Annotated in this window: 9 protein-coding genes and 1 pseudogene; 8 read left to right on the top strand and 2 right to left on the bottom strand. The window is 57.2% G+C overall.

The annotated features are described in order from the left end of the window. Window positions 1-36 precede the first annotated feature (36 nt). The 5 genes from I6F20_RS32135 to I6F20_RS32115 all read left to right on the top strand — a co-directional run bounded on the left by I6F20_RS32135 (window position 37) and on the right by I6F20_RS32115 (window position 6,306). Window positions 37-1,149: a nodulation protein NodZ gene (locus tag I6F20_RS32135; protein WP_275945329.1), complete on the top strand. Its 1,113-nt coding sequence runs from the start codon at window positions 37-39 to the stop codon at window positions 1,147-1,149. A 14-nt stretch (window positions 1,150-1,163) separates the two neighbouring features. Further along, window positions 1,164-1,352 (top strand): hypothetical protein, encoded by a 189-nt coding sequence (locus tag I6F20_RS32130; RefSeq protein WP_225129675.1) that lies wholly within the window; start codon window positions 1,164-1,166, stop codon window positions 1,350-1,352. Window positions 1,353-1,963: 611 nt separating this feature from the next. After that, the gene (locus I6F20_RS32125; protein ID WP_225129673.1) at window positions 1,964-2,800 is read left to right on the top strand and encodes an SDR family NAD(P)-dependent oxidoreductase; all 837 of its coding nucleotides are present in this window, start codon (window positions 1,964-1,966) and stop codon (window positions 2,798-2,800) included. A gap of 253 nt (window positions 2,801-3,053) precedes the next feature. After that, on the top strand, window positions 3,054-4,808 hold the full coding sequence (nifA, locus tag I6F20_RS32120; protein ID WP_463671672.1) for a nif-specific transcriptional activator NifA: 1,755 nt from the start codon (window positions 3,054-3,056) through the stop codon (window positions 4,806-4,808). 655 nt (window positions 4,809-5,463) lie between these two features. Then, window positions 5,464-6,306, top strand: a complete 843-nt coding sequence (locus tag I6F20_RS32115; protein WP_225129669.1) for an electron transfer flavoprotein subunit beta/FixA family protein — start codon at window positions 5,464-5,466, stop codon at window positions 6,304-6,306. A gap of 741 nt (window positions 6,307-7,047) precedes the next feature. Here the strand turns inward: I6F20_RS32115 and I6F20_RS32110 are convergent. After that, window positions 7,048-7,350: a hypothetical protein gene (locus I6F20_RS32110; RefSeq protein WP_225129667.1), complete on the bottom strand. Its 303-nt coding sequence runs from the start codon at window positions 7,348-7,350 to the stop codon at window positions 7,048-7,050. Between the two features lie 158 nt (window positions 7,351-7,508). On the opposite strand from I6F20_RS32110, the gene I6F20_RS32105 reads away from it, so the two are divergent. The 3 genes from I6F20_RS32105 to I6F20_RS32095 all read left to right on the top strand — a co-directional run bounded on the left by I6F20_RS32105 (window position 7,509) and on the right by I6F20_RS32095 (window position 10,492). Next, window positions 7,509-8,651, top strand: a complete 1,143-nt coding sequence (locus I6F20_RS32105) for a GFA family protein (RefSeq protein WP_225129665.1) — start codon at window positions 7,509-7,511, stop codon at window positions 8,649-8,651. Between the two features lie 6 nt (window positions 8,652-8,657). Next, window positions 8,658-9,335 (top strand): 2OG-Fe(II) oxygenase, encoded by a 678-nt coding sequence (locus I6F20_RS32100; RefSeq protein ID WP_225129664.1) that lies wholly within the window; start codon window positions 8,658-8,660, stop codon window positions 9,333-9,335. 479 nt (window positions 9,336-9,814) lie between these two features. Continuing rightward, the gene (locus I6F20_RS32095) at window positions 9,815-10,492 is read left to right on the top strand and encodes a hypothetical protein (RefSeq protein WP_225129661.1); all 678 of its coding nucleotides are present in this window, start codon (window positions 9,815-9,817) and stop codon (window positions 10,490-10,492) included. Window positions 10,493-12,293: 1,801 nt separating this feature from the next. Here the strand turns inward: I6F20_RS32095 and I6F20_RS38240 are convergent. Beyond that, a pseudogene (locus I6F20_RS38240) lies at window positions 12,294-12,520 on the bottom strand (IS66 family transposase); the annotation flags it as partial. Window positions 12,521-12,861: the final 341 nt, after the last annotated feature.

Genomic DNA, 12,861 nt, shown 5'->3' with positions numbered 1-12,861 from the left:
GTTGAAAGAACGCGGCTCACCAGGGATAGCGCTGCTATGAAGTTCTACCGACGCAGCTCGCCGGCACCGCGAAATCAGGCCATGGCCTCGGACGAGATGATACGTGAGATGTCTGCGATGACGTCTATTGTCCAACCAGGAGCCCGGGAAGAGGAAATGCAGATGCTTAGCGGTTCGAGGAATGACCGGTTCGTAGTTTCCCGGCGACGTACGGGGTTCGGCGATTGCCTGTGGTCACTGGCGGCAGCCTGGCGTTTTGCAAAGCAGACGGGACGGACGCTAGCCATTGATTGGCGGGGGTCTTGTTATCTCGATGAGCCATTCACCAATGCCTTTCCAGTCTTCTTCGAACCGGTTCAAGACATTGCTGGCGTGCGGGTGATTTGCGGTGACGAGATTAACCAGTGTTCATTTCCGGGACCATTCTTCCCGGCATGGTGGAACAAGCCATCCATCGATTGCGTCTATCGCCCGGACGAGCAGATTTTCCGGGAACGCGACGAACTCGATCAACTGTTCCAAAGTCAGAAAGATAGTGAGGCTAACACGGTTGTGTGTGACGCCTGCCTGATGTGGCGCTGTGATCAGGAGGCCGAACGAGAAATCTTTCGAAGCATCAAGCCACGACCTGAAATTCAGGCTCGGATTGATGCTATCTACCGCGAGAACTTTGAATCGTACAGCGTAATCGGCATCCATGTCCGGCATGGCAACGGCGAGGATATCATGGGGCATGCTCCCTACTGGGCTGACCCGGAGCGCGCCTTGCGACAGGTCTGTAACGCCATTGATAAGGCCATGGGGTTACCCCACGCAAAACCCGTGAGGGCTTTCCTGTGCACGGACAGCGCGCTCGTCCTTGAGAAGGTTTCGACTATATTCCCTGATGTTTTCACGATCCCAAAACGATTCCAGGCGCCTCAGGCTGGCCCATTGCACAACTCGGCGCTCGGAGCCGAGGGCGGCTTTTCCGCTCTCATCGAAATGTATCTCCTTGCGTGCTGCGACACCGTGATCCGTTTTCCCCCGACGAGCGCCTTCACGCGCTATGCGCGTCTCTTTGCCCCACGCGTTATAGAATTCGATTTGAATGATCCGAGCCGATTGATCTTGATTGAAGAAGAATCGAAAGATCTCGTAGCTTCATGAAAGTCGTAGCTCGATTGATCGATCTGATAGCCGCTCTTTGCATCCAGCAGTACTGGCAGTTCTTTTCGGGGCGGCAATTGTCTGTCCAAAGGGATGCGCTGCCGCGAACTTCCAGCGGAGAACAGAACGATGCGGCGGGCGAATGCCTTCCGCAGAAGCTCGACGTCGACAACAATGGCGGCAATGCGCTGCAGCCGCGTTAAACAAGTGGAACACGTCTTCGTCTTCCTCGGGCGGACCCGCAAGTCGAAGCTGATCGGCGGTCGATCGCGGATGAACATATCGAAAGGTTCGCCGTTCAGCCGGCGAGTTCCGTCGTGGCGGTCGGGCGCTCTCGAGATCCACTATTTTGGCGAAACAATCACGCCAGGTCGTGGTCTGGAATCAATCCGCCCGGCGATGTGCCGGTGCTGGACACAGCAGAACAAGGGCGCGATGAAGTCAGCATCAGCTGCCACAGAATCTAACGTACGAAGCTGGTGACGTCAGTTTTCGAGTTGACGCGGCTACTGGCCGTGGCCGCGATCCTGATCGATCGTTGCTTCGACGAGAGCACTGGCCTCCGCTGGCTCTTCCTCCTGTGCAGTCAGGAGATAACGTGCGTCTTGCCGCCGGGTCTTGGCGCAGGCGAGTGTGCTCGTGACGTTACGTAGCCGATGCACCATCGCTGTCACAAAGCAAACGCACCGTGTCTTGAATACGCCAAGCATTCCGCGTGCGCGACATTAGGACGCAAAACGGAAGCGGATTTACCTGCATCGCGGTGGCCCAAATCCTGCTACGCGTGCGGCGCGCAACAGGAGGGGAGGCGGGCGTGGATCTCGATCTGCCAAATGACGATCTGATCACAGGCTCGCTGCCCGAAACACATTTGGGTTGCCCCTTTCACGCCGATAAAGCCCGCGTTCATGGCGGAGAACAGAAGGCGATGCTGCTCACCGGAGCATCGCGCGGAATTGGTCATGCCACTGCCAAGCTGTTCTCGGAGGCGGGCTGGCGCATCATTTCTTGCGCGCGTCAACCGTTCGACGGCGAGCGATGTCCCTGGCACGCAGGGGACGAGGATCATGTCCAGATCGACCTCAGTAATCATCGAATGCTGCCGCGCGCGATCACTGAGGTCAAGAAGCGCTTGGCCGGTGCACCTTTGCACGCACTAGTGAACAATGCTGGTGTCTCGCCGAAAACGCCCGCTGGCGATCGGATGACGTCGTTGACGACGTCTACCGAGACCTGGATGAGGGTGTTCCATCTCAATTTGGTGGCCCCGATCCTGCTGGCGCAGGGTTTGTTTGACGAGCTAAGAGCCGCGTCAGGATCGATCGTGAACGTGACTTCGATCGCGGGCTCGCGGGTGCACCCGTTTGCCGGCAGTGCCTATGCGACGTCGAAAGCTGCGCTTGCGAGCCTCACACGCGAAATGGCGCACGATTATGCGCCGCATGGCATTCGTGTGAATGCAATTGCGCCCGGCGAAATCAGGACGGACATGTTATCGCCCGACACAGAAGCGCGTCTCGTGCCAAGCATCCCGCTGCGCAGAGTGGGAACCCCGGATGAAGTGGCCAAGGTCATCTTCTTCCTGTGCTCGGATGCGGCGAGCTATGTCACGGGGGCCGAGGTGCCGGTCAATGGTGGGCAACATCTGTGAATCGGCCGGCCTTGGCGACACAGCTAACTTGAGCTGCAGCAGCGGCGCTTATGGTCTCCGCTGACGATGCGCACGCAATCCGCAAAAATGAATGAAGGCACACTGTAAGTTTATCGTCGTGCCATGAAAAGGTGTCACGGTTCTATGTCATCTCGTCAACACTTGGCGTTAGATCGAGAGTGACATGCAAAACGAAGCTCGCCAACCAGGACAAGGTACCAGGGAGGACGATCAAGACAACGGAGGCCGCCTCATGCTGGATATCCCTTTCTCACACGAAAGATCTGCCTCGCAACCTGAGCCGGAGGGTAAGCCCCCGGGGGAGCCGTTGCGTGAGAGCGCGCTCACCGGCATCTTCGAAATATCGAAAATTCTTGCCGCTCCTTGTCGGCTCGAAGTCACGTTGGCCAACGTTGTTGGTCTTTTGCAATCGTTTGTGCAGATGCGACACGGCATCGTCTCACTGTTCGACGAGGACGGCATGCCGGATATTACGGTGGGCGCCGGCTGGAACGAAGGCAGCGACGAAAGTTACCGGATGCGACTGCCGCGGAACGCAATCGACCAGATCATCGCGACGGACAGGCCTCTTGTCGCCGAGAACGTGGCCGCCGAGCTGGTATTCAGCGCTGCCGACCGGGAAGTGCTCGGCGCCTCCGATAGTATGCCAGTGTCGTTCATCGGGGTTCCCATTCGCATTGACCGTAAGGTCGTGGGCACGCTGACGGTCGACCGCATCCGGGACGATAGGTCGAGTCTCCGGCTCGAGTACGATGCGCGACTGCTCGCCATGATCGCCAACCTGGTGGGTCAAACAGTGAAGTTACACCGCTTGTTCGCCTGCGATCGCGAACGACTGATGGCGGAGAAAGACCGGCTACAAAAGGAGGTATTAGAGCTCAGGCAACCCTCTCGGGAGCGCAAGAAGCTACACGCCCATGGGATCATTGGCGACAGTCCGGCGCTGCGCGGGCTGCTCGAGAAGATTGCCGTTGTAGCCAGATCGAACAGCACGGTTCTGCTGCGTGGTGAATCCGGCACCGGAAAGGAACTCGTAGCCAAGGCCATTCACGAATCATCGTCCCGCGCCAAGCGCCCGTTCGTTAAGCTGAATTGCGCGGCGCTTCCTGAGACCGTCCTGGAATCCGAATTATTTGGTCATGAGAAAGGCGCCTTTACCGGTGCGTTTAGCTCGCGCAAGGGACGCTTCGAACTTGCTGACAAGGGAACGCTTTTTCTTGACGAGATCGGCGAGATCTCAGCTCCGTTCCAGGCGAAGTTGCTGCGCGTTTTGCAAGAGCAGGAGTTCGAGCGCGTCGGGAGCAACCAGACTATTAAGGTCGATGTTCGAGTGATAGCTGCGACCAACAAGAACCTCGAAGAGGCTGTCGCAAAGAGCGAGTTCCGGGCGGACCTTTACTATCGCATCAGCGTAGTTCCCTTACTGTTGCCACCGCTACGCGAAAGACGCAGTGATATTCCTCCGCTTGCCAGGGAGTTCCTCAGAAATTTCAATAACGAGAATGGCCGTACTCTGACTTTGGAGCCGAGTGCGATCGATGTACTGATGAACTGCGGCTTTCCGGGAAATGTCCGCGAACTCGAAAACTGCATCGAGCGAACAGCGACGCTGTGCGCCGGATCATCGATCGTGAGAAGTGACTTTGCATGCTGCCACGGCCAGTGCCTTTCCGCGATGCTGTGGAAAAGCACGTCGGACGAGAGGAAAGAGCAGCCCGTACCCATGCCAGCGGTGCCGGCAAAGCCCATCATTCCGCTAGCTGAAGCGAGCCAGCCGGTCCAGTCTGTCGGCGACGAACTGGCCTCACTGGGGCCTCCCGGCACAGCTCTCGTTAGTGGCGCGAAGATGGCCGATCGCGAACGGGTCGTTGCGGCCATGGAAAAATCTGGCTGGGTGCAGGCAAAAGCAGCGCGCCTGCTCGGACTAACGCCGCGCCAGATTGGCTACGCGCTGAGGAAATATGGAATCGAGATAAAGCGGTTCTGAACGACGACATCGGCCGGAACTGCTACTCCCAAATAGCTATATGAGGACGATCTCCGATAGGCAATCTCATCGCAATCTGAACGGAATGGTCCGCCCTCGGCGGCAACTTGGCCCCGAGCGAAACCACCCGCCCGCTTGCGGGACTGCTGTCGAAAGGCGGGTTTACCTGGTTCGGTGAGAGATGGACTCGCGCGCCATGACATACCGAGCGTCACCTGTGGGCCATGCAATCGCGAATCGTCGGTTGCTCACCTCTAACAAGCTATGATGCCTATCCGCCGATCCCCGGAAAAGTGTGAAGCGTTTTCCGAAAAGATCATGCTCAAACAAAGATCTAAAGCGCGATGATGATTCATCTTAATCTCATCGCGCTTTAGTGAGCGGCAATGCTCAAAAAACGTCAATCGGTCCGCCGCCCGCTGGTGATTAGCGACGGTAATCTGTCAAAAGGCTGGCCTCACTCAGCTGGCGCGCCGTGCGGAACAGCGCTGTCGCAGCCCTGACTTATGTTGGCATTGTTCGTTGGGAAGAGCGAGCTAGAGGGGCGCATCACCCGATCTAAGCCTGTGTGATAGCAAGCCGATTCCAAAGGGGCGGGTGATGGTACAACACTTGCTCTGCTCTTCGCAGCTGTCGCAATTGTTGGAGCAACACCGTGCACAATGTCGTCTGCATCAAACAGGTTCCGGACTCGGCGCAGATCCGCGTGCACCCCGTGACCAACACAATCATGCGTCAGGGAGTGCCGACCATCATCAACCCATATGACCTCTTCGCGCTCGAGGCCGCGCTCGAGCTGCGCGATCGGTTCGGCGGCGAAATTACCGTGCTTACAATGGGACCGCCATCGGCGGAAGAGTCTTTGCGAAAGGCGCTGACTTATGGCGCCGATCGCGCCGTCCTACTCACCGATCGCTGCTTTGCGGGCTCCGACACCCTGGCAACAACGTATGCACTTGCAACAGCCATCCGAAAAATTGATAAGGAATATGGCCCGACAAAGCTCATCTTCACGGGAAAGCAGACCATCGACGGCGATACGGCGCAGGTTGGGCCCGGCATCGCAAAGCGGCTGGGCGTAATGCAGCTAACTTACGTTGCGAAGGTCAGATCCTTAGATCTCGCCAACCATACAATTGAAGCGGAACGACGCTCCGAAGGTGGTGTCCAGGTGCTGCACACGAGGCTGCCCTGTCTCATCACCATGCTGGAGGCAACGAATCAGATTCGGCGCGGCGCGATGGTGGATGCCTTGCGTGCCGCGCGTGCTAAAATTGTGAAATGGAGCGCGCACGATGCCGGTATCGAAGACGTCTCCAAATGCGGCCTCAAGGGATCGCCGACCGTCGTCAAGCGAGTGTTCGCCCCCTCTGCGCGGGCTGAGAAGGCGGCGTTGGTTGAGGCCGCCGAACAACCGGCGCAAGCGCTGATAGACGCGATTTTCAAGCGTGAACCGAAGCTCGAAGCCGATCTTAAGGCACTTGTCCGTGACGCTTGATCTGGAGAGTCCTGGCAACAACAGATTGAAACGGTCCAAGGATGTGCCAACGCCAAGAGGCACCCGAGTCAAGTGAGCGCGCAAGATGTAGCTAGGCATCGGGGCCCGCGACCAGCGCATTCGGGGTGCATGCCGTTCTCGATTGCTCGCGATCACCTGGGACCGCATGTTCCGTAGACCACGTTATGGCCTCGATCGATGTCCGGAGTTGGCCGCGATTGTCAGGCAGATCGACAAAGGGCTGCGCATGCGTCCAGATCCCACTGCATGGTCGTGTTCGACGGCGTTGAGGCGACTGTTTCGCGCGTAGTTGTCACGAGCAAGGACGGAATACGTCCGCGACCGGGACCACCATACTAGCGCCCGAACGCCCAAAGCACTGTCCCGCTGTTGAAAGTGCGAAGCCCACCTATGTGGCACCTTTGGACCAATCTCCGCGATTCAACAGCCCTATACCCATTGTGAGTGGCGGCTGGCTCTTCGCCGGTTGGTTTTTGACGGCCGTGCAAGCGCCATCAGGTTCAATACACTTGCAATGAGAAATCGGTCGCCAGCGCTTTGTTTCAATGTATTCAGAACCTGTGGGGTGAGTGCAAGAGTTGGCACGGTGATTGCTGTAAGCATGCAAGAAAGCGGCGGGGCGGTGCTCGCGAAGCGCGAAACCTAGCGGCGGTCTCTTTGAAAAGCTCGTGCCGGCCAGCAGCCGGCATTCGCGCGGCTTGCGGGCGAAGGCCCCAAGAGTCAGGTGGATGCGGATAGTCCTTGTAATGCTGTACGAAGATCATAGCGGTTCGACCAACTGGCAGGAGCAGAAATCGAGAGGGCCTGCGCGGCGCAAATCTCGCCATGGCTCTGCAAGCGAATGCTGGCCGTGTCGGGAATTCGCGGCATCGGACTTTTCGTGCACCGGAATTCGTCTGGATCGCCGCCGCTCAGCTGATGAACGCGTTCCCTTCCATGCGCGCGAACAGGACTGAACATGCCGCTGTCTGCTACCGCGAAGCTGGCCACCAAGAATTTCGCCTGGATGGTAAACGCGATCACAAGCTCATCGAAACCAACGAAATGGCGGTAGCCAATAGTTGGCCCGGATACGAAGTTGCTCCGTCAAGGACCGTTCTCTCCTCATCGCCAGGGGTCAAATGGCATCTCAAGCGTCTCGATTTACACCCGGTCAGCCTCCGCAGATATGCTGCGAGTATTTGACCGAGCAAGCGCGAGCCCTGTTCGGCCCGCACCCGTTCGCTGCGGAGATGTCCCAGGACCAGGTCGCTAGCCTGCTGCCTGAATATCTGGCGATGTCACAGGCGTTCCCGTACCTGCAGGCGGGGTCGCAAAAGGATCTCATATTCGATGCAATGAATCACAATCGAGATCTTGCGAGGGACGTTGAACTGACCAGCGTGGTCGCAAATTTCATCTGTTGGGATGAGACGGGTGGTTATGGCCAAATTCTCCAGGGCGGAAAGGCGGCGCTACCCGATATTCTGGTGACTGAAAACTTCCACTCGAACCTGTTTAGAAAGGATGCGTCGCAACTACTCGGCAGAGCAATACGGCCCAACTACAGCGCCACGACGAAGCGGTACCTGCATTCTCTCTATGCCGGATTGTCATCCAAAGATCCTTTGGTGCGTTGCGCCTACATGGTCGCTTTTGAGCTACACGCTGCAGATATGATCCAGTCGCTATGGACCACTCTGGTCAAAACCTTTAAGGCGCGGCCTGACGATCTTGAGTACTTCCGCAGCCATGTCGGCGGAGAAGATCCCGCGGAGAAGTATCACGGAAAAATGACAAGCCGGCTGATTGGCGAACTTGTCCCGGCTGACCGTAACGATCGCTTTTTGGATGAATTCGATCGAGCCTATCGGCTCAGCTTACAGTGGTGCCGCGATCTGCTCCGAATTGTCTCACTTCATGATGATCGGTCGGAGATCGAACACCATGGCCGTTGTCATTGTGGTTCTGTCAAGTTCTACGTCCAAGCGCCGCGAGAGCTCTCTGCAGTTCGATGCAATTGCTCAATCTGTCAAATGTCTGGATTTCTGCACTTGCTCGTACCTGGCAAAAAGCTTGGCATTGAGTGCGGCGAAGAATTCCTCACGGCGTACCAGTTCAACAAGAACATCGCTCGGCACACGTTTTGCCGGGTTTGTGGCGTAAAGCCATTCTATAGGCCGCGGTCGAACCCGTCCGGATTCAGCGTAAATATTCGATGTCTGGATAACAGGACCATCGAACGCATAACAATAAGCGACTTCGATGGCGAGCATTGGGACCAAGCGTTCCGCTCGATGCACCAGGACCTGGAGCCCTGCGTCGAAGATAAAACCCTGGAGTGAACTCGAATGGCGCGCGCAATGAATCATAAATCCCGTCTGCTTTCAGAAGAGGCTTTGACAAAATACCGCATAGAGCTGTTGGTGAAGGGTACGGTCGTGATTGGCCCCCAGGTATTGTTCACCCAAGATGACTTGGCCAAGATCGATCAGCTGCAGGCTGAGATTCCCGAAGAAGAAGTGAGGGAGGGAGATGCCGGCGACTCGCACAATGTTTTCGTCAAACGCGTGAGGATAGACCCGCCCGGCCGCGCTCCTAGCGACGCGAGTGGTGCAGCTCCAAGGGAGATCATGGAACTACTTGAAAGGAAAGACCGCACCTTCGCGCTAAGAAAGATTTTGGGAGCCACGTCAGATTACGTGATTCGCCGATGCCAAATGCATCGGATGCCCCCTGGCTCCTTTGTTGGCATTCATCTGGATGCTGCGAGCGACCCGGATTTCGAGTACTCGGTGATTGTGCAGCTGGCGAGAGACTTTGAGGGGGGTGAGTTCGTGGTATATCCAAGCGGGTACGAACAGCAGGTGTTCCAACCGCCATTTGGTACGGTACTTGTCACCACATGTAAGCTCCGGCATGAGGTGATGCCTGTGCTGACCGGCGAGCGCCGATCGCTGGTCTACTTCTGTTCAAAGCGCAGCGGCGCGAACCGCCGGATCATCGAAAGCTCTACCAAGGGCCCTTGAATGAGGTGGCTGAAATGGCTTCGAATGAGTTGGGTAACGGGTGAGCTCTCAGGAGAGATTGGTAGCTTGGCCATCTTGTGGTCAGACTGTCGCTCGCAAAGGCTGCCACAATGCAGGTCAGAAGCCACAGCTAGCTTTGCTGCCTGTATAAAGGCCACCACGCGTAATCCGAGCAAAGGTTTGCTCAGGGTAGTTGTGGTAAGTCATCGTCGCTGCCTCGAACCGAGAGGCGTGTCGGCGCGTGATGGTGTAATCGCGCCGCGCGCGGGAAGGCCCTGTTGTCGTCAGGTTCTCGACAGCTACACACCTAGCAAACAGCCGAATGCTCGGGCTAATTTGCGACGGATGTGCGGGGACTGGGCCTTTGCAGGGTCCATCAGAAGAGAAGTCTCGTCTGAAGCCCCTAATCGCGCGCGGTGTTTTGCTCGATCGTCCTGCATTAGCCGAGTCCTGAGTATTCATTTCGAAAGAGAGAACGGATGGACTTTACCTCAACTCGAGGGAAGCTCCATGAGTCGGGCAGCGCGGGCCAGCAAAGAGAACTTGTCGGTCTCCCCGTCGGCAGACGCCCGGCCGACCACGCCCTCGTGGACGAGTTGCACAGGAACGATCCGGATCTCATCGCCCAGACCCGATTCGTTCAACCCGAGCAAGCCCAGCTGGTGCGCTTAATCCGGAGCCGGAGCGACGACGCACAAACCTTCCGGCAGATTGTCAATGATCAGGATGACAAAGGTACCGCCAACTTCCTGTTCGTGACTGTGAACGATGGTGGTGTTACTGGCGGCGGCGCCGACTGGTCGCTGCTGCTGGTTGATCGCCGCGTGCCCGCCGCCCCTGTTGCCTATCACTATGACTCCGCTGGGTCTCACAACAACACCGTCGCAGAGCAGCTCGCAGCACGTCTCGGCTCCCGTCTGCAAGCGGCCGGCATGGCCCGGCAGCAGAACGGCCTAATTGCGGAGTACTTTGTGGTAGACGCGAAGCGAGCGCTGATTAGACGATTGTCGCGAGGGGCGAGCGGCCAGACGAAGCCGCTGCACATCGAGCACCTCATCCGCCGAACCTGCCCATACGGTACAAATGGTTACCGATGTTCTGCTCCTGTGCAGCAAATAGCCAAAAGACTCCCGTTGTGTTCCTTCCAGGCCGCCTAGATTGCCTCGTGAGGCCACTCGTTCAGCGATGAAATCGTAGCGCTCAATGCTCAATGAAAACCGACTAATGCAACAAATCCCGCATGGGCGCCTAAATTCGGCATTCCATCGCCTTCTTTCGCGGTTTTGCTGCGCGTATTATCGGTTTGTCCGGCAGAGCGCGATGTTTGATCACTGCGCCTGCTGTGATCATCGATGAAAGCCCGCCATGTAGCGGATTACGAAGAAAGTCACGGCGACGACGGCGGACGTTACAGCGAGTGAAAACGCTACTCGCGCCAAGAACTGGCCAGGGCTAAGCCCGTCCCATGAACTCATTTTCGTGCTTGCCTTACGACTCGGATTTGCGCCTGCAGGATGATCGTACCAGACGCACTTTGCGAGTAATCAGCGGAATTCGGTTTGTGCGCGCCGCGAATCGTCGCGCCCCTTGAGGCAGTCACTCTGGAACACTAAGCTCCATTAGGGGTACAAAATTCCACTGCTGAGCAACTGACCCGTTGAATTGGTAGAGCCAAGTAGGATTGCCATCTTTCGTGACGCGGTTTTGTTGTCGATGCACAGCTTATTGTCGGCGATACTCAGAATAAAACCTGGACTCTTGAGTAATTCCCATCGCTGCTTGGGATCGGCAGGGTGTAGATTGCAAGCGTCAGCGCTACTTCCGGAGCGATGCGATCGCCCTTCTGTGCGATTGCGAGCTTACCTGCGCTTGAGTTCAACGTTGACACGCGAATGTCGGGTTGCAAACATTTTGCGTCCTAACGGACTATGGGACAGAACAAAATAGGACAAACTGGACAAGTACACACAGCCAGGCGAGGTACAGCAGCCTTTTGAAAAAAGGCACGTTGCTTGCTTGGGTGCAGTGAGCGTCACCGGTCTTGCAGGGGCTGTGATGCTGGGGCGGGCCTGACATGTTTCAGTGCCATTTCGGGTCCGCCCCGCTATTGCTCGCGAGGCAACATGGAGCAACGTATTCGAGCGGCTTCAGCGGCTATCGCGTTCGCTCATGCGTTCGGTCGTGAAGTCCTCAGCGTGTACGAACATGAAGGCCGCAGGTACAACAGAATCAGAGTCCGCGTAACCGCGAGCATAACAAACGGTTACGACTTCGAAAGTGAATGTCCCATGGCCGGTGCGCTACCGAGTATATATCACTTCGGTGCGGAGCCGCATTGGCTACCGGGGCCCAAGTGCCCACGACTCTACAGCGGCCTTGATTATTGCACCTCAACCCACTTCTCCGTGAGAGTGACGGACAATGGTGTCCAGATAGTCGATTGGCGGAGGAATTCCTTCACATACACCGTCTGGTGGGTGGTCCGCGCAATAGAAGGAAGCCGACGATGGAAATTGCGCTAGCAATTGGCGCTGTGTTCGTTTTCACCGCAATCACGGTCGCTTGCCTGTGGGCGCTTGGAGCCCGGGGTGGCTGAGTATCATTGATGAATGAGGCCCATGGAGAAAAGCGTTTGCTACCATGCCGCCCCTTCTCGTTGAACTTCTGTGCGGTCCCACTTGGATTGGCCTGACGGACCCCCTAGCGGTCGTGCTGTTGTGGATGTTGATTGTGTGCGAATGCCGCCCGAACAAACGGGTGCGGACTGCTCGAAAGCTATACGGGTGCGGTGGTCTAACTCGCGGCCCGCTCTCAGGGCCGCGCGTTTTGAGCGGATCACTCCGCAAGCTTAAGGTTCAGGTAGTTCGGAGAGTAGAGCGGGTCAGCGGTTTCGTTGGCCTGGACAGCACCGAAACGTCCATCTTGAAGGCCATGATCTGATTGGCGCTTCCTTTGTAGATCTTCAGTTGCGGCCGCCTGAGCTCCTCAAGTTCCAGCTCCAATTGATCGAGCAGTCGCGCCGACCGCTCCGAGCGCGTCCCATAAAATGTCCGCCGCAGCTTCTCAATCTCGAGCTTGAGGTGGGAGATCAGCGCTTGCTGCTCGATTGCTTTGCTTGGGCATTGGCCGCTTCAGCAAGTTTGGCCCCCCGCCGCAAGCCTGGCCGCACGCTCGGCCAGGATCATTGCATGCGCGGCAGCGAGATCGGGCGGCAGTCCGTCGCCGGCGGAGTCCATGACCAAATGGAATCATGTTCGCCGCCGGATTCAAACGACAAACTCTCAGCCCACGCTGGTTGGACGCAAGGACTCCTGGGGATTGCGCCAATCGATGCCGGACAAAAGATAGCTCATCTGTGCCTGCGAGATCGACACCACGCCGTCCGCCAGCGACGGCCATTGAAGTGGCCCCCGGATTTGGGACCGGAAGCCTAGTTGGAATGTAGCCGTTCCGTTTGGTAAACGGAGCGGACGATGACGAAGAAGACGAGACGGAAGATCGACGCGGCGCTGAAGGCGAAGATCGC

The sequence above is a fragment of the Bradyrhizobium sp. IC3123 genome (assembly GCF_020193625.1).
GTDB lineage: Bacteria > Pseudomonadota > Alphaproteobacteria > Rhizobiales > Xanthobacteraceae > Bradyrhizobium > Bradyrhizobium yuanmingense.
The sequence above is the reverse complement of the archived record's forward strand: the minus strand, read 5'-3'. Positions and strand labels throughout refer to the sequence as shown.